The following is a 15,513-nucleotide window of genomic DNA, read 5'->3' as shown; positions in this document are numbered from 1 at the left end:
CATGACCGCCACCCCCGCCAAGAAAACCACCAAGAAGAGCGCCAAAAAGGCCGCCGAGGCTGCTGCGCTGGAATCTGCCGCCATTGCTGCGGTAGCCGCCAGCAAAGCCCTCAGCAAGCAGGCGCCGCCGTTCCGCAATCGCGTGATCGACAAGAAGGCCCTGCGCAACCTCGTGGCCTGGGCGTACAAGCACCACGGCACTGCCGCCACGGCCTCGATGGCCGATGAGCTGAAGGACCTGGGTTTCCACTACGCCACCCAGGCGGCCGTGTCGATCTCCGTCGACGACCTGCGCATCCCTGGTGATAAGGCGGCTTTGCTGGCAGAAGCCGAAGAGCAGATCACCGAAACCGAAGAGCGCTACCGCCTCGGCGAGATCACCGAGGTGGAGCGCCACACCAAGGTGATCGACACCTGGACCGAAACGAACGAACGTCTCGTGGCGGCCGTGCGCCGCAATTTCAACGAGAACGATCCACTTAACTCGGTGTGGATGATGGCCAACTCCGGCGCCCGGGGCAACATGTCCCAGGTGCGCCAGCTGGTGGGCATGCGCGGCCTGATGGCCAACCCGCAAGGGGAAATCATCGACTTGCCGATCCGCACCAACTTCCGTGAGGGCCTCACCGTCACGGAATACGTGATCTCCTCCTACGGCGCTCGCAAGGGCCTCGTCGACACGGCTCTGCGCACCGCCGACTCGGGCTACCTCACCCGGCGTCTGGTGGACGTGGCTCAGGACGTGATCGTGCGCGAGGACGACTGCGGCACCACCCGCAGCATCCCGATCGACGCCGATGAAAAGGGCAAATTCGGCAGCAAGCTGATCGGCCGTCTAGCGGCCGAGCCGGTGGTGGCTGAAGACGGCGAAACCCTGGTGGAGCGCGATGGCGAGATCGACGCCCCCCTGTCGCGGCGGATCGAAGCCGGTGGCGTGAAAACCGTAAAGGTGCGCTCCCCGCTCACCTGTGAAGCCTCCCGTTCGGTGTGCCGCAAGTGCTACGGCTGGGCCCTGGCCCACAACCAGTTGGTGGATCTGGGCGAGGCTGTCGGCATCGTCGCCGCCCAGTCGATCGGTGAGCCTGGAACCCAGCTCACCATGCGGACCTTCCACACCGGTGGTGTGTCCACGGCTGAAACCGGTGTGGTGCGCTCCCTGGTGGATGGCACAGTTGAATTCGGTCCCAAGGCCCGGGTGCGCCCCTTCCGGACCCCCCACGGCGTGGAGGCCCAGCTCGCAGAAACCGATTTCACCCTCACCGTTAAACCCACCGGCAAGGGCAAGATCCAGAAGCTCGACATCGTCAACGGCTCGATCCTGTTTGTGGCCGACGGCGACACCGTTCCCGGTGACACGATCCTGGCCCAGATTGCGGCTGGTGTGACGGTCAAGAAGAGCGTTGAGAAGGCCACCAAGGATGTGATCTGCGACCTGGCTGGACAGGTGCGCTATGAGGACGCGATTCAGCCCAAGGAGGTCACCGACCGCCAGGGCAACATCACCCTCAAGGCCCAGCGCCTGGGCCGGATGTGGGTGTTCAGCGGCGATGTCTACAACCTGCCCCCCAATGCCTTGCCCGTGGTAGAGGGCAACAAGGCCGTCACCACCGGTGAGATGTTGGCGGAAAGCCGCCTGGTGAGCGAATACGGCGGTGCCGTGCGCCTGCGGGAGAGCGCCGGCGACTCCCGCGAAGTGCAGATCGTTACCGCCAGCCTCACCCTCAAGGACTGCAAGTTGGTGGGCGAATCCACCCACTCCGGTGAGATCTGGCACCTGGAGGGTAAGGACAACATCCGCTACCGCCTCAACACGGCCCCCGGCAGCAAGATCGCCAATGGCGAAGTAATCGCTGAGCTGGCCGACGACCGTTTCCGCACCCAAACCGGTGGCACCGTCAAATTTGCGCCCGGCCTAGCGATCAAGAAAGCCCGCAGCGCCAAGAACGGCTACGAGGTGAGCAAGGGCGGCACCCTGCTGTGGATCCCCCAGGAAACCCACGAGATCAACAAGGACATCTCCCTGTTGATGATCGAGGACGGTCAGTGGATTGAAGCCGGCACCGAGGTGGTGAAGGACATCTTTAGCCAAACCGCCGGCATCGTCACGGTGACCCAGAAGAACGACATTCTGAGGGAAATCATTGTGCGCTCCGGCACCTTGCATCTGGTGTCCGATAGCAAGACCCTCGCCAAATATGCCGATGGCAAGATGGCGACTCCGGGCGAAGAGATCACCAAGGGGCTCAAGACCGAGGCCATGGTGTTCGTCGAGGCGGTCGATACACCGGATGGCGGCGCGCTGCTGTTGCGCCCGGTGGAGGAGTACGCCATCCCCGATGCAGCCCACCTGCCTGAGCTGGGCACGGTGAAGCAGTCCGGCGGCCCCTCGCTGAACCTCAAGGCCACCCAGCGTCTGGCCTTCAAGGATGGCGAGCTGATCAAGAGCGTGGATGGCGTTGAGCTGCTGCGCACGCAACTGATCCTGGAAACCATCGACACCACCCCCCAGATGACGGTGGATGTGGAGGCCGTGTCCGACAAGCGGGCCAAGACGATTGAGCGCCTGCAGCTCACCATCCTGGAAACCCTGCTTGTGCGGCGCGACACCCTCTCCGATGCGAGCCATGGTTCAACCCACACCGATCTTCAGGTGGAAGATGGAATCGCGGTGAAGCGTGGAGATGTGGTGGCCACCACCCAGATCCTCTGCAAAGAAGATGGGGTGGTGCAGCTGCCCGATCTGGTCGATGGCGAACCGATCCGCCGCCTGATCGTGGAGCGCGACGGCGACACCCGCACCATCGAACTGGGTTCGGCCAAGCCTGAGGTCGGCCTCGACCAGCGGATTGTGGATGGTGACCGGCTGGCCGAGGGTGTCGAAGCCCCCTGCTGCGGGCAGGTGGAGGCCATCAACGGCAGCACCCTCACCATCCGCCTGGGCCGCCCCTACATGGTGTCGCCCGACTCGGTGCTGCACGTGCGCGACGGCGAGCTGGTGCAGCGGGGTGATGGCCTGGCCCTGCTCGTGTTTGAGCGCCAGAAGACCGGTGACATCGTGCAGGGTCTGCCCCGGATTGAGGAACTGCTCGAAGCCCGCCGTCCGCGGGAATCGACGATCCTCTGCCGCAAGAGTGGCACCGTGCAGATCAAGCAGGGCGAAGACGACGACTCCATTACCGTCTCGGTGATTGAGCATGACGACGCCATCACCGAGTACCCGATCCTGCTGGGCCGCAACGTGATGGTGAGCGATGGCCAGCAGGTGAGCGCCGGTGAGTCGCTGACCGACGGCCCGATCAACCCCCACGAGCTGCTGGAGTGCTTCTTCGAAGACCTGCGCAGCCGCAAGCCCACAATGGAAGCGGCCCAGGAGGCGATCTCCAAGCTGCAGTTCCGGATGGTGACCGAGGTGCAGAACGTCTACAAGAGCCAGGGCGTCTCGATTAGCGACAAGCACATCGAGGTGATCGTGCGCCAGATGACCAGCAAGGTGCGCATTGAGGACGCCGGGGACACCACCCTGCTGCCCGGTGAGCTGATCGAGCTGCGTCAGGTGGAGCAAGTAAACAGCGCCATGGCGATCACCGGTGGGGCTCCCGCCGAATTCACGCCGGTGCTGCTGGGCATCACCAAGGCCTCGCTCAACACCGACAGCTTCATCTCGGCGGCCTCCTTCCAGGAGACCACCCGGGTGCTCACCGAAGCTGCCATCGAGGGCAAGAGCGACTGGCTGCGTGGCCTCAAAGAGAACGTGATCATCGGTCGTCTGATCCCAGCTGGTACCGGCTTCAGCGGCTTCGAAGAGGAGCTGCGGGCTGAGGCCGGCCCCCATCCCGACATCCTCGAGGAAGATGCCATGGGCTATCGCCGCATGCAGAACCTGCGTCCCGACTACACCGTCGAGATGCCGGCTCCGGCCGCGTCGATGGCAGTGCTTGACGATCCCTCCGATGCGGATCTGGAGGCCACCCGCAGCCGCCATGGCATCGAGGCCAGTGCCAGCGGGCTGGCGGCGTTCACCCGCCCCAACCTGGATGACGCCCTGGAGGAGGAGCTGATCGCCGATCCTGCAGCTCTCGAGGGTCTTCAGGAAGAGGGACTGCTCACCGATGAGTGATCACCATGGCTAATTCCCTGCGCACCAGCCTGAACACGCCGGTGCCCCAGCGCCGGCTGCCCCGCTTCGGCTTCCACACCCACACCGAGCTGCTCAATGGCCGCCTGGCCATGCTGGGCTTTATTGCCCTGGTGGCCGTGGAATGGAAGCTGGGGCACGGGCTGCTGATCTGGCCTTGAGCACCGAGCCGGCTGCGCCTGCCTTGCCCCTGTTGGGGATGGGCCTGCCGGCGCTGGAGCACTGGGCTACCGCCCACGGCCAGGCCGCTTTCCGCGGCCGTCAACTGCACGACTGGCTCTACGCCAAGGGGGTTCGCAGCCTCGAGGGGGTGACTGTGTTGCCCAAAGCCTTTCGCGAGCACCTCGCGGCCCAACCCCCTTCTGGGGCCTTCGATTGGATCGGCCGCTCCCGGGAGCTGCACCGCAGCGTGGCCCGCGATGGCACCACCAAGCTGTTGCTGGGCACGGCCGACGGCCTCAGCATCGAAACCGTTGGCATCCCCGCCGAGGGACGGCTCACGGTTTGCGTGAGCAGTCAGGTGGGCTGCCCGATGGCCTGCCGCTTCTGCGCCACGGGCAAGGGCGGCCTTCAGCGCTCTCTGGCGGTGCACGAGATCGTCGACCAGGTGCTCAGCGTGCGCGAGGTGATGGATGCGCGCCCTAGCCACGTGGTGTTCATGGGCATGGGCGAGCCCCTGCTCAACAGCGAGGCGGTGCTGGATGCGATCCATTGCCTCTGCACCGACCTGGGCATGGCCCAGCGCCAGATCACGGTGAGCACCGTGGGGGTGCCGAAAACCCTGCCCACCCTGGCCGAGCGGGCCCTGGAGCGCCTGGGCCGCGCCCAGTTCACCCTGGCGGTGAGCCTGCATGCGCCGGATCAGCGGCTGCGCGAAGAGCTGATCCCCACAGCCCATGCCTATCCGCTCGAGGCCTTGCTGGACGACTGTCGCCGCTATGTGGCCATCACCGGCCGGCGGGTGAGTTTTGAATACATCCTGCTGGGCGGGCTCAACGACCAGCCCCGCCATGCCGTCGCCCTGGCCCAGCTGCTGCGGGGCTTCCAGAGCCATGTCAATTTGATTCCCTACAACCCGATCGCCGAGGAGGAATTCCAGCGGCCGGCTCCCGGCGCGGTGGAGGCCTTTCGCCAGGCCCTGCAGCAGCGTCATGTGGCCGTGAGCGTGCGCGCCAGTCGGGGTCTCGATGCCGACGCCGCCTGCGGCCAGCTGCGCCGGCGGCTTGAGGGGAGCCTGCAGCCGGCTTGATCAGGTGGGGTCTTTGGCGGGATCGAAGGCCCCCTTGGCCCCGTCGCCGTTCCAGGGGGTGAGCCAGGCCATCAGCAGGAAGGCCGGCAGGGAGGAGGCCACGGTGAGCAGGAAGAAACTGCTCCAGCCCACACCTTCGGCCACAAAACCAGCTTGGCCAGAGAGCACCGAGCGGCTCAGGGCGTAGACCCCAGAGAGCAGGGCGTACTGGGTGGCGGAGAAGCGGGGGTTGCAGAGGCTCATCAGCAGGGCCACGAACGCAGCGCCCACCAGCCCGCCGCCCAGGTTTTCCAGCCCCACCGCCATCAGCAGGGCCGGCATGCCGCCCTTGAAGCTCGCCAGGCCCCAGTAGGACAAGTTTCCCGCCGCCCCCACCAGGGCAAACACCCAAAGCGATCGGTTCATGCCCAACCTGGCGAACAGGATGCCGCCGAGGATCGTGCCGACGATGGTGGCGCCGATGCCCCAGCCGGCCAGCACCGAGCCCACCACCTCCGGCGGGAATCCCTGCTGGATCAGGAAGGGCACGGCCATCACGTTGAGCAGGCCATCGGGCCAGCGGTAGAGCAGCACCAGGGCCAGCAACATCAAGGCTCGGCCAGGGCCGGTGCGGTGCAGGAACTCCCAGGCCGGCCCTGCCACCGCCTGGCGCAGGCTGGACACCTGGTGCTGGATCGGCGGCAGTTTCGGGGCCGTCAGGGTGAAGGGCACCACCAGCAGCATCAGCACCGCCGAGCCAAGGAAGGCCAGGGGCCAGCCGCTGCGGCCGGCCAGGATGAAGCCCCCGGCGCCGATGGCGAGCATGGCGCCGCGGTAGCCGAGGTTGGTGGCGGCGGCGCCGCCACCCCGCTCCCGTTCGGGCAGCAGGTCGGTGCGGTACGCATCCACCACGATGTCCTGGGTGGCGCTCACCAGGGCCAGCAGCAGGGCCATCAGGCCGATGGCCGTCAGGCTGGCGGGATCCTGGCTGGGCCGCAGCAGGGCCATGGCAGCGATCACCAGCACCAGCAGCAGCTGCAGCAGCAGCAGCCAGCCCCGCCGCCGGTCGGGCCAGGGGATCGGCCAGCGATCCAGGGCCGGCGCCCAAAACATCTTCAAGGTGTAGGGCAGTTCGGCGTAGGCCAACAGGCCGATCAGCCCGAGCGGCACGCCGGAGGCGGTGAGCCAGCCCTGCAGGAGCTTGGTGCCCACCATGTAGGGCGTGCCGCTGGCCACCCCTTCGGCCGCCACCGCGGTGAGGCGCCGCCAGGTGCCGGAGGACGGGGCCATCAAGCGGGGGGCAGTTCGGCGAACACTAGGGGCGATGATGGGTCCAGGCGCTCGCTCACCCCCAAGGCTGTGCAATTTTTTCGCTCCACCCTGCTGCCGGCCGCCATCGTGGTGCTGTTCGGATTGGCGCTCTTTGCCGTGAGTGCTCGGATCTGGTTGCCCGGCGACATGGCTGCCCCCGCCCCGATCGGCTGAGTCCCCGTCGTGAGCCTTTCCCTGCAGCCCGATCAGCCCCAGCCTGACCATCCGTCAGGGCCCTTCGGCGACAGTCCCCAGCAGCTGCACCTCGACCCTGAGGTGCTGGCCCAGGAATTGGCGGAGGAGCTGCTCGGCGATCCCCTCGACGACCTGGAGACCAGCGATCCAACGGCCAGCGACGTGGCCGCTGAATGCGACCAGGGTTTGGTGTTGTTGCGCGCTGAGGCTGGCGGCAGCACCCACGAGCAGTGCATGCAGGGGTTGCGCATCTTTTGTGAGCACCGCGATCCGCGGGCCCTGCCGCTGCTGTTGCCCCTATTGGCGGTGAGCTGCCCGATCCTGCGGATGAGTGCGGTGTATGCCCTGGGCCGCAACCCCAGCCCCCTGGCGGTGGAGCCGCTGCTGGCCCTGCTGGGCTCCGACGACAACGGCTATGTGCGCAAGGCGGTGGCCTGGAGCCTGGGCAACTACCCGGATGCGCCGGTGCTCAATCCCCTGATCCGCTCGCTCCAGGTGGATATCGCCGCCGTGCGCCTCTGGGCTGCGAGCTCTCTGGCGGAGGCGGGCTCCACCGGAGCGGCGAAGGCCGATCCGGCGGCGGCCCAGTTGCTGCTGAGCTTGCGCATCGATAGCGAGCCGGCCGTGCGCAGCAACAGCGCCTGGGCCCTGGGTCGCCTCTATGGCGACCTGGTGCAGCCCCGCCAGCAGGTGGTGGTGGAATCGCTGTTGCACGCCATGCTTCACGACGCGGAGCCGAGCGTGCGCGATGAGGCGCGGCTGGCCCTCGAGCAGCTGGAGCAACCCGAGGTGCTCGAACGCCTGCAGACGCTGGTGGATGAGGGCCTGCTCAGCTGACGCTGACGAAGCTGACGCGTCCCCGGGCCCAGCCTCTCGCCCAGCCATCAGAAATCGCGGCTAACATGTATAAACCTGTCCAGGCCTGGGATGGATCAGTACACCATCCGTTTTCGGATCCGGCCCGATGGCCGCGTTGAAGAGTTGGTGGAAGGGGTGCGGGGGTTGGGTTGCGAGCAGCTCACCGAGCGGATCGAGGCCCGGCTCGGGGCTGTACAACAGCGTGAGCGCACGGCCGCGGCCTTCCAGTCCCACGACCAGGTTCAAGGCGAGGTCCAGCCCCTGGGGCAATCCCTGGCCAATCCCACTTCCCTGTAAACCGTCGCTGCTCCTGAACCGATGTCGCACTTCAGCACGATCAAGACCGAGCTCCGCGATCGCCAGGCCCTGCTGGAGGCGCTCCGGGATCTGGGCCTCGACCCTCGCGAGGGCGCCTTGCCGGTGCGCGGCTACCGCGGCCAGACGCTGGAGGCCCAACTGGCAGTGGCCCAGCCCAACGGCGCCGACATCGGGTTTCGTTTCGACCCGGAAACCGGGAGCTATGAGCTCGTAACAGACCTGGATCTGTGGAAGCAGCCGGTGCCGGTCGAGCGCTTCATCGCCCAGCTCAACCAGCGCTATGCCCTGCGCACCATCCTGGCGGCCAGCGCCGAGGAGGGCTTCCAGGTGAGTGAGCAGATCCAGCAACAGGACGGCACTATTGAGCTGGTGGTGACCCGCTGGGCCTAGCTGTTGTGAGCTCCTCCGGCAGGGTGGATCCAGCACTGGCTTTCACAGTGATGCCCCCAGGGGCCGAGGCGCAGCGCACCGGCCTGGAGCCTCTGCTCGGAGGCTCCCTGCGCCAGAAAGCGGTGTGGGTCGATGAGGCGGTCTGCATCGGCTGTCGCTACTGCGCCCATGTGGCCACCAATACGTTTGTGGTGGAGCCCGATTGGGGGCGCTCCCGCGCCATCCGCCAGGACGGTGACACCACCGAGCTGATCCAGGAGGCTATCGACACCTGTCCCGTCGATTGCATTCATTGGGTGGCCTACGAGCAGCTGCCTAGGCTGCAACAACAGCTGGCGGATCAGGAGATCCTGCCCCTGGGGGTCCCCTCTCCAGCGCGTCCCAAGCGCACCCTGCCGCGGCGGGAGTCGTCCTGATGCTTCCCACCCGGCGGTTCGGCCGCACCGAGCTGGCCATGCCGATGCTCTCCCTGGGCTGCATGCGCTTTCAGCAGAGCTGGACCGACCTGCCGCCCGATCAGATCACCGCGGCGAGTCAGGCCAACCTGCGCACCATCCTGGAGAAGGCGGTGCCGGCGGGCTTCCACCACATCGAGACGGCCCGTCACTACGGCACTTCGGAGCGGCAGCTGGGCTGGCTGCTCGACCAGGTGCCCGATCCCCTGCGCATCCTGCAGACCAAGGTGCCGCCCCACCCGGAGCCGGAGGCCTTTGAGGCCGAGCTGCGCACCAGCTTTGAGCGCCTCGGGGTGGCGTGGGTGGATCTGGTGACGCTCCACGGCCTCAATCAACCGGAGCACCTCGAGCAGAGCCTGCGGCCCGCCGGTTGCCGCGAGGTGCTGCGGCGCTGGCAGGCCGAGGGCCGGATCGGCCATGTGGGCTTCTCCACCCACGCTCCCCTGCCCCTGATCTGCGAGGCGATCGCCAGCGACGCCTTCGACTACATCAACCTCCACTGGTATTTCATCCGCCAGGACAACCGCCCTGCCATCGCGCTGGCCCAGGCCCACGACATGGGGGTGTTTGTGATCAGCCCCACCGACAAGGGCGGCCATCTGCATACGCCCTCCGCTCGCCTGAGCGCCCTGTGCGCGCCGCTGCACCCGATCACCTTCAACGATCTGTTCTGCCTGTCTGAATTGGGTTCTGCAGGGGTGCCGGCGGTCCATACTCTCAGCGTCGGAGCAGCCCGTCCTGAAGATCTCGACCTGCACATCGAGGCAGTGGCGCAGCTGGACCAGGCCAGTGCCCTGGTGCCCCCGGTGCTCGAGCGCCTGGAGCAGGCCCGCCGGGACGCCCTTGATCCGGCCTGGCTGGCCAGCTGGGAGAAGGGCTTGCCGGAGTGGTCTGAGGTGCCGGGGCAGATCAACGTGCAAGTGTTGCTCTGGCTGCACAACCTCCTCGAGGCCTGGGATCTCGAGGGCTTTGCCCGGGCCCGCTACGGGTTGCTCGGCCAGGGCGGCCACTGGTTTCCCGGCCGCAATGCCGACCTTCTCGACGACGCGGTGAGCGAGGCGGAGCTGCGGGCCGCTCTCGCCCGCAGCCCTTGGGTCGATCAGATCCCCGCGATCCTGCGGGGCCTGCGCAGCCGCCTGGGCGGCCAGACCGTCACCCGGCTGATGGGCTCGTGACGGCTGCCGTTGTGGCTGCGGCTCCCAGCGGTTGCTTGGCCGGGACTCCGACCGCTCGGGGGTAGGCGGGGGGACAAGGGGCTAGGGGCTTCACCAGCAGCGCGTGGCGAATGCCCCGGCCGTGGGGGAGTTCCCGATTCAGGCACTGGTCGGTGCGGGCCTTCAGGGGGGCCAGGGCGGCGTCGAGCTCGCGCTGATCCGCCGGCGACCACTGGCCGCGATACAGCAGCGCCAGGCCGTTGGGGTGCAGCAGTGGCACCAGGTATTCGGCCACCACCGGCGCACTGGCCACAGCCCGGGCCAGGGCCCAGTCGAATTGGCCGCGGCAGGCCTTCTGCCGCCCTGTGCGTTCAATCCGCTCGCAGCGCAGCTGCACCCGTTCGCCCAGCCCCAGGGTGTCGGCCATGGCCTGCACGGCCTCCACCTTGCGGCCCACTGAATCCACCAGGGTCAGCTGGGCCTGGGGAAAGGCGATCGCCACCGCCAGGCCGGGGAAGCCGCCGCCGGTGCCCACATCGATCAACCGGAGGGGCGCCTGGGCGGCCTCCGTCTGCAGCAGGGGCACCAGGGGCCAGAGGCTGTCGAACACCTGGGCGATCCAGAAGTCGTCGCCTTCCACCAGCCGGGTCAGGTTGAGCTTGCGGTTCCACTGGCGCAGCTGCTCCTGCAGCTCGGCCAGCAGCTGCTCCTGGCCGGAGCTGGGCTGCCAGCCGAGTTCTTGCCAGAGGGCGTTGCCGGTGAGGGTGGGGGCCATCCAGCCTGGCAGTGGGGTTGTGATCTCTAGGATCCCGCAGAACGGATCTCCCCGCCGGATCTCGCAGTCCCGCTTCCCTTGCCGCTGCCGTCTCCTTGGCCAGCTCCTCTTCCAGCCCACCACCCAGCTCGCCATCCAGCTCCCGGCCCAGCCACTACGCGCTGCTGCAGGTGCCGGAGACGGCCTCGCGCCAGGAGCTGCGCCAGGCCTTCCGCGGGTTGAGCAAGCGGTATCACCCCGACACCACCGTTTTGCCGGCAGGCGAAGCGGCCGCTGCCTTTCAGCGCCTGCAACAGGCCTATGCGGTGCTCAGTGATCCTGTGTTGCGCCAGCGTTACGACGCCCAGCTCCATCCCTCCCCAGCACCGTTGCCGCCATCCCCGCCGTCGCTGGCGGGGGATGTCCCTCGGCCGACCTCGGTGCGTCGGGATCTCTCCGGCGGGGAGTGGTTAGCCCTGCTGCTGCTGGGGTTTGCCCTGGTGCTGAGCCTGGTGCTTGGGGTGGGTGTGGCCTGGATGCGCGGTGCCGAGCTGGTGCAGTGGCCCAGTTGGTGGACGCAGGCGCAGGCCGCCAATGCCACCGGCGCCATGACAGGGTTGGCGCCATGACCGAGTTGCCCAGCCCCCAGACCCCGCTGTATCACCATCCGCTCCCGGCCCTGGAGCTCTGGCTGGAGCAGCTGGGTGCCCGGCGCCAGCGGGCCAACTCCTGCCTCTGGGACCTGCATCGTCCCGATTGGAGCGCCCTGGTGGAACTGGAGGTGGAGGAACTCAAGGTGAGCTGGCACCGCGACGGCGAAGTGTCGGTGCGCCACTTTCCCTACGGCCTGTCGCGGGCGGATGCCGAAGCGGTGATCCTGGCCGGTCCTTAGGGGTCCAGCGCTTTCTCTGATCCGTTCAGGGGGCAGGCCCAGGCTCGGTGATAGAGGTCAGCGCCAGAGCTCAGCGGCAGATGTCACTGCGGCGCTCGCTGGCCGTGGACACGGGTCCGCAATTGACCCAGCGCACCAGCGAATCCTCCACGTCGGTGAACAGCACCAACACACCACCGCACAACAGCACCAGCACGCCACTCACCAGCCAGTGTTGTTTGGTCATCCGGGTTGCATGCTTATCGGTGGGTGGCCAAAGCCTTGATGAAAGTATCGCCCAGCCGTTGGATCTGCCATTGGCGGGCCAGCTCCCCGGCGGTGAGGGGCTCCAGCGGTGGCAACTGGGCCAGCACGGGCGTCTGGGCCAGGGCGGCCAGGGTGCGGGGGTTGTCGGGGTGGAGCGGCCCGTTGAGCACCAGGCCCAGAAGCGGAATGCCGCGGCGGCGCAGGGCTTCCACCGACAGCAGGGTGTGGTTGAGGGTGCCCAGGCCGCTGCGGGCCACCAGCAGCACCGGCAGCCCCCAGGCGGCCAGCTGCTCGATCTGCAGCCAGTCGCGGCGCAGCGGCACCAGCAGCCCGCCAGCGGTCTCCACCACCAACGGGGCATTCACCACCGGCAGGGCCAGTCGGGCCGGGTCGATCGTGAGGCCCTCCTGCTCGGCGGCCCAATGGGGCGACACCGGCGTCTGCAGTCGGTAGGCCTCCCGCAGCAGCCGTTCGGCCGGTAGCTGCAGCAGGGCCTGCAGCCGACCGCTGTCGCCGCCCCCCTCGAGGCCGCTCTGTACGGGCTTCCAGTAGTGAGCGCCCAGGCCCTGCACCACCAGGGCGCTCACCACCGTTTTGCCCACGTCAGTGTCGGTGCCGCAGATCACCAGCTGGGGGTGGCGGTGGTTCATGGGCTGGGGGCTTGGTTGGGGCGTTGGCCCAGCAGCAGCAACACCTCCCAGCTGACTTGGCCGTCGCTGGGCCAGCAGTCGAGCAGCCGGCGCAGTTGGGCTGGGCTCAGGCGGCCCGAGCGGCTGGTGCCCGCTCCGAGGGTTTTCAGCTGCTGCAGGAAGCCCAGGCTGCTGCCGTAGCCGCGGCTGAACTGCAGCCGGTGGCAGTGGCGCAGGCGCAGCCCCCCTTGGGCGCTGGCGGCCAGCAGCGCTTCGGCATTGGGCAGATCCAGGGCCGTGCAGGGCACGCCGGCAGCGGCGGCGGCGCGGTGCCACTGGGGGAAGCTGCCGCTCGTGGGCACGGCCACTGCCAGCCAGCCACCGGGTTGCAACTGGCCGCACCAGTGCCGCAGATGGCGGGCGGGATCGTCGAGCCACTGCAGGGCAAAGCTGGAGGTGAGCAGGGCGGCGTGCTGCAGCTGCTCGGGCAGGGGCTGGTTGAGGTCCCACACCAGTTGGTTGCTGGGGGCCGCCAGGGGGTTGTGGCTTAGCAGCGCGGGGCAGAGATCCAGCTGCAGCAGGGGTTGGTGGTCGCCCTGGTGGCGCAGGGCCTGCCCCACCAGTCCACTGCCGGCGCCCAGGTCGGCCCGTGGACCGTCGGGCAGGGGCAGCGCTCGGCAGAGGTGGGCCAGGCGCCAGGCCACCCCCTGCTGCAGCCGGGCCTGCTGGGTGTAGTGGTGGGCCTGCCGCGCGAAGCGGGCACTCACCTGGTGGCTGAAGGTTGGATTGGGGGCGGCAGCTGGGTTCATGCCAGAGCCTCGATCCATCTGCATACCAGGGGCATCAACGCCGGGCTCAGCAGGCAGTGCCCCACCCCGGCCAGGCTGAGCCGGTCGGCGGTAGGCAGGGCGTCGCGCAGCAGCGCGCGCGCCTCGGGCACCACGATCTGATCGGCGCCCCCCTCCACGATCAACACCCGGGCGCGGGCCGGAAACGCCGGGGGCAGGCCGGCGGTGGCGGCCAACAGGGCCAGGTCTTGCGCCAACCGTTGCCGACCGGCTTCGGTCAGGGGGGCCGCGGTGATGCCAGGCGGCAGCAGGTTGACCGGCTGGGGGGCTGCCGCCCGCTCCAAAAAGCTCTCCAGCATGGCGCCGGCCTGGGCGGAGGCCAGCTGCTCGGCCATGGCCGCCACCGCGGCGCGCAGCCGGCGGCCGGCGGGACCCTCGGGCACGAAGCGGCCGAAGCTGGCTAGCAGCACCACCGCGTCGGCTTGCTCCAGCACGGCGGGCGGCACCAGATGGGGGCCGAGCGAGTGGGCGATCAGCACCCGCGGCCCAGCTCCCTGCTGCCAGGCCACAGCCTTGGGGGGCTGCTGTCCGAAGCCCCGTTCGCCGCACTGCCAGCCCCAGCTGCGCTGCTGCCAGGCGGCCTGGAACGGTTCCCAGCCCTGGGCATCGCCGGCCCAGCCGTGCATGGCGATCACCTGCATGGTGGGTCTCCCAGGGCGGCCAGCAACCGCCCCAATGTGCCGGCTGGCAGGTCGTGACGCAGCACCAACCGCAAGCGCGCCGTGCCCTCCGGCACGGTGGGCGGGCGGATCGCCACGCTCAACAGTCCGGCGGCCTCCAGCCGGTGTTGCAGGGCCAGGGCGGCGCGGTCGTCGCCTACCAGCAGCGGCAGGATCGGCCCCACCCCGGGGGGACGCGGCCAGCCCGCGGCCTCCAGGGCGGTGCGCCAGCGCTCGGCTCGTTGCAGCAGCGCCGGGCCGTGGGGCTCGGCCTGGATCTGGTGCAGGGCGGCCAGGGCGCCGGCGGCCAGGGGCGGAGCCAGGGCGGTGGTGTAGCGGAAGGGTCCGCTGAACTGCAGCAGCCACTCCATCACCAGGGTGTCGCCAGCCAGAAACGCCCCGCCGCTGCCGAAGGCTTTGCCGAAGGTGCCGCTGATCAGGGCGATCTCCGGCTGCCCCCCCTCCCCATTGAGGCCATAGCCCAGCCCCCGTCCGCCGGGGCCGAGCACCCCGAGGGCATGGGCTTCATCGAGCAGCAGCGCGGCGCCGTGGCCAGCGCACAGGGCCGCCAGGGCCGCTACATCTGGACTGGAGCCCTCCATCGAGAACAGGCTTTCGCTCAGCACCAGCAGCCGTTGGTTGGGGCGTTCCCGTCGGGCGGCCTGGAGCCGACGATCCAGATCGGCCAGGTTGTTGTGGGCAAAGCGCTGCAGCCCGGCGCCGCTGGCCCGCACCCCCGTGAGCAGGGACTGGTGAATGAGCCGATCGGCCAGCACCAGGCTGTGGCGATCGACCAGAGCGGCCACGGCCGCCAGGTTGGCCTGGAAGCCGCTGGGGAACAGCAGCGCCCGCTCGCGGCCCAGCCAACGCGCCAGGGCCGCTTCCAGTGCGGCATGGGCCGGCCGGCTGCCGCTCACCAGCCTTGAGGCGCCGGCGCCCACGCCCTCCCCCGCGGCGGCGGCCTGGGCCGCGGCCACCAGGGCGGGGTGGCGGCTCAGTCCGAGGTAGTCGTTGCTGGCCAGATCGAGCAGGGGGGCTGCGGCGCTGGTTCGGAGGGCTGCGGCGTCAGCGGGTTCAAAGCTGCGCAGGGCGCGCCGGCGCTGCTCGGGAAGGTCCGCGAGCTGGCGCTGCAGCTCCTGCCGCCAGTGGGCGGACGGGTCGCTGCTCTCTGATGCGCTCCATCCCAATGGCCTTGATCCCAATGATCCGACCGCAGTGTCCAAACGCTAGATCGCGCCTAGGACAGGGCGGGCACTAACGGTTTGAACGTGCCCGTGCCCAAGGTCCTGGTGTGCCTTCCCCGGGAAGCTCATCTCTGAGGGCTTTGCGACCTGTTGAACGTTCTGTTTCACAAACCCAAATCGCCTCCACCCCCCCCACCCCCCCCCCCCCCCCCCCCCCCCCCCCCCCCCCCCCCCCCCCCCCCCCCCCCCCCCCCCCC

At 68.6% G+C, this 15,513-nt stretch carries 18 protein-coding genes; 11 read left to right on the top strand and 7 right to left on the bottom strand.

What is annotated here, in order from left to right:
• Position 1 precedes the first annotated feature (1 nt).
• The 3 genes from CJZ78_RS11985 to rlmN are packed head-to-tail and all read left to right on the top strand — an operon-like array spanning position 2 to position 5,384.
• A complete protein-coding gene (locus CJZ78_RS11985) occupies positions 2-4,117 on the top strand; it encodes a DNA-directed RNA polymerase subunit beta' (protein WP_094561554.1) in 4,116 nt (1,371 codons plus the stop codon).
• Between the two features lie 5 nt (positions 4,118-4,122).
• Positions 4,123-4,296 carry a chlorophyll a/b-binding protein gene (locus CJZ78_RS11980; RefSeq protein ID WP_094561570.1) on the top strand — a complete coding sequence of 58 codons (174 nt, stop codon included), beginning with the start codon at positions 4,123-4,125 and terminating at the stop codon, positions 4,294-4,296.
• Between the two features lie 38 nt (positions 4,297-4,334).
• A complete protein-coding gene (gene rlmN / locus CJZ78_RS11975) occupies positions 4,335-5,384 on the top strand; it encodes a 23S rRNA (adenine(2503)-C(2))-methyltransferase RlmN (RefSeq protein ID WP_094561569.1) in 1,050 nt (349 codons plus the stop codon).
• Here rlmN and CJZ78_RS11970 read toward each other — a convergent pair whose 3' ends face one another.
• Positions 5,385-6,653 carry an MFS transporter gene (locus tag CJZ78_RS11970; RefSeq protein WP_198953900.1) on the bottom strand — a complete coding sequence of 423 codons (1,269 nt, stop codon included), beginning with the start codon at positions 6,651-6,653 and terminating at the stop codon, positions 5,385-5,387. It abuts the gene before it with no gap.
• Positions 6,654-6,722: 69 nt separating this feature from the next.
• Here CJZ78_RS11970 and CJZ78_RS14705 point away from each other — a divergent pair, with 69 nt between their 5' ends.
• The 6 genes from CJZ78_RS14705 (at position 6,723) to CJZ78_RS11945 (ending at position 10,065) form a co-directional block, all read left to right on the top strand.
• Positions 6,723-6,848, top strand: coding sequence for a hypothetical protein (locus CJZ78_RS14705; protein ID WP_254931229.1), 126 nt, complete (start codon positions 6,723-6,725; stop codon positions 6,846-6,848).
• 84 nt (positions 6,849-6,932) lie between these two features.
• On the top strand, positions 6,933-7,706 hold the full coding sequence (locus CJZ78_RS11965) for a HEAT repeat domain-containing protein (protein WP_094561568.1): 774 nt from the start codon (positions 6,933-6,935) through the stop codon (positions 7,704-7,706).
• A 90-nt stretch (positions 7,707-7,796) separates the two neighbouring features.
• Positions 7,797-8,024, top strand: coding sequence for a DUF2997 domain-containing protein (locus CJZ78_RS11960; protein WP_094561552.1), 228 nt, complete (start codon positions 7,797-7,799; stop codon positions 8,022-8,024).
• A gap of 21 nt (positions 8,025-8,045) precedes the next feature.
• The gene (locus tag CJZ78_RS11955) at positions 8,046-8,435 is read left to right on the top strand and encodes a DUF1257 domain-containing protein (RefSeq protein ID WP_094561551.1); all 390 of its coding nucleotides are present in this window, start codon (positions 8,046-8,048) and stop codon (positions 8,433-8,435) included.
• 50 nt (positions 8,436-8,485) lie between these two features.
• Complete coding sequence (locus CJZ78_RS11950) at positions 8,486-8,851, top strand: ferredoxin (RefSeq protein WP_094561550.1); 366 nt, start codon at positions 8,486-8,488, stop codon at positions 8,849-8,851.
• Complete coding sequence (locus tag CJZ78_RS11945; RefSeq protein WP_094561549.1) at positions 8,851-10,065, top strand: aldo/keto reductase; 1,215 nt, start codon at positions 8,851-8,853, stop codon at positions 10,063-10,065. Before CJZ78_RS11950 ends, CJZ78_RS11945 begins: the two co-directional genes overlap by 1 nt.
• On the opposite strand, the gene rsmG is transcribed toward CJZ78_RS11945, so the two are convergent.
• Complete coding sequence (gene rsmG / locus CJZ78_RS11940; protein ID WP_094561548.1) at positions 10,043-10,819, bottom strand: 16S rRNA (guanine(527)-N(7))-methyltransferase RsmG; 777 nt, start codon at positions 10,817-10,819, stop codon at positions 10,043-10,045. The two genes, CJZ78_RS11945 and rsmG, sit on opposite strands and share 23 nt — an antisense overlap.
• 95 nt (positions 10,820-10,914) lie before the next feature.
• Here rsmG and CJZ78_RS11935 point away from each other — a divergent pair, with 95 nt between their 5' ends.
• Both CJZ78_RS11935 and CJZ78_RS11930 read left to right on the top strand, forming a co-directional pair.
• Positions 10,915-11,427, top strand: a complete 513-nt coding sequence (locus CJZ78_RS11935; RefSeq protein ID WP_094561547.1) for a J domain-containing protein — start codon at positions 10,915-10,917, stop codon at positions 11,425-11,427.
• Positions 11,424-11,690 carry a DUF3143 domain-containing protein gene (locus CJZ78_RS11930; RefSeq protein ID WP_094561546.1) on the top strand — a complete coding sequence of 89 codons (267 nt, stop codon included), beginning with the start codon at positions 11,424-11,426 and terminating at the stop codon, positions 11,688-11,690. Before CJZ78_RS11935 ends, CJZ78_RS11930 begins: the two co-directional genes overlap by 4 nt.
• A 70-nt stretch (positions 11,691-11,760) precedes the next feature.
• On the opposite strand, the gene CJZ78_RS14240 is transcribed toward CJZ78_RS11930, so the two are convergent.
• From CJZ78_RS14240 to CJZ78_RS11910, 5 genes are read right to left on the bottom strand one after another with little or no spacing between them, the layout of a single operon-like run.
• Entirely contained in the window at positions 11,761-11,916 is a 156-nt protein-coding gene (locus CJZ78_RS14240; protein ID WP_198953899.1) for a hypothetical protein, read from the bottom strand.
• 13 nt (positions 11,917-11,929) lie between these two features.
• Positions 11,930-12,586: a dethiobiotin synthase gene (gene bioD, locus CJZ78_RS11925; protein ID WP_094561545.1), complete on the bottom strand. Its 657-nt coding sequence runs from the start codon at positions 12,584-12,586 to the stop codon at positions 11,930-11,932.
• Positions 12,583-13,374: a methyltransferase domain-containing protein gene (locus CJZ78_RS11920; RefSeq protein WP_094561544.1), complete on the bottom strand. Its 792-nt coding sequence runs from the start codon at positions 13,372-13,374 to the stop codon at positions 12,583-12,585. Before CJZ78_RS11920 ends, bioD begins: the two co-directional genes overlap by 4 nt.
• Positions 13,371-14,054: an alpha/beta fold hydrolase gene (locus tag CJZ78_RS11915; protein WP_094561543.1), complete on the bottom strand. Its 684-nt coding sequence runs from the start codon at positions 14,052-14,054 to the stop codon at positions 13,371-13,373. The genes CJZ78_RS11920 and CJZ78_RS11915 overlap by 4 nt, the downstream gene beginning before the upstream one ends.
• Positions 14,045-15,205, bottom strand: a complete 1,161-nt coding sequence (locus CJZ78_RS11910; RefSeq protein ID WP_094561567.1) for an aminotransferase class I/II-fold pyridoxal phosphate-dependent enzyme — start codon at positions 15,203-15,205, stop codon at positions 14,045-14,047. The genes CJZ78_RS11915 and CJZ78_RS11910 overlap by 10 nt, the downstream gene beginning before the upstream one ends.
• Positions 15,206-15,513: the final 308 nt, after the last annotated feature.

The sequence above is a fragment of the Synechococcus sp. 8F6 genome, from assembly GCF_002252665.1.
GTDB lineage: Bacteria > Cyanobacteriota > Cyanobacteriia > PCC-6307 > Cyanobiaceae > Cyanobium_A.
The sequence above is the reverse complement of the archived record's forward strand: the minus strand, read 5'-3'. Positions and strand labels throughout refer to the sequence as shown.

Coding starts and splice junctions, on each gene's coding strand:
- CJZ78_RS11930 (WP_094561546.1), top strand. CDS start 11,424: ATGACCGAGTTGCCCAGCCCCCAGACCCCGCTGTATCACCATCCGCTC.
- CJZ78_RS11945 (WP_094561549.1), top strand. CDS start 8,851: ATGCTTCCCACCCGGCGGTTCGGCCGCACCGAGCTGGCCATGCCGATG.
- CJZ78_RS11980 (WP_094561570.1), top strand. CDS start 4,123: ATGGCTAATTCCCTGCGCACCAGCCTGAACACGCCGGTGCCCCAGCGC.
- bioD (WP_094561545.1), bottom strand. CDS start 12,586: ATGAACCACCGCCACCCCCAGCTGGTGATCTGCGGCACCGACACTGAC.
- CJZ78_RS11970 (WP_198953900.1), bottom strand. CDS start 6,653: ATGGCCCCGTCCTCCGGCACCTGGCGGCGCCTCACCGCGGTGGCGGCC.
- CJZ78_RS11920 (WP_094561544.1), bottom strand. CDS start 13,374: ATGAACCCAGCTGCCGCCCCCAATCCAACCTTCAGCCACCAGGTGAGT.
- CJZ78_RS11960 (WP_094561552.1), top strand. CDS start 7,797: ATGGATCAGTACACCATCCGTTTTCGGATCCGGCCCGATGGCCGCGTT.
- CJZ78_RS11985 (WP_094561554.1), top strand. CDS start 2: ATGACCGCCACCCCCGCCAAGAAAACCACCAAGAAGAGCGCCAAAAAG.
- rsmG (WP_094561548.1), bottom strand. CDS start 10,819: ATGGCCCCCACCCTCACCGGCAACGCCCTCTGGCAAGAACTCGGCTGG.
- CJZ78_RS11915 (WP_094561543.1), bottom strand. CDS start 14,054: ATGCAGGTGATCGCCATGCACGGCTGGGCCGGCGATGCCCAGGGCTGG.
- CJZ78_RS14240 (WP_198953899.1), bottom strand. CDS start 11,916: ATGACCAAACAACACTGGCTGGTGAGTGGCGTGCTGGTGCTGTTGTGC.
- CJZ78_RS11950 (WP_094561550.1), top strand. CDS start 8,486: ATGCCCCCAGGGGCCGAGGCGCAGCGCACCGGCCTGGAGCCTCTGCTC.
- CJZ78_RS11955 (WP_094561551.1), top strand. CDS start 8,046: ATGTCGCACTTCAGCACGATCAAGACCGAGCTCCGCGATCGCCAGGCC.
- rlmN (WP_094561569.1), top strand. CDS start 4,335: ATGGGCCTGCCGGCGCTGGAGCACTGGGCTACCGCCCACGGCCAGGCC.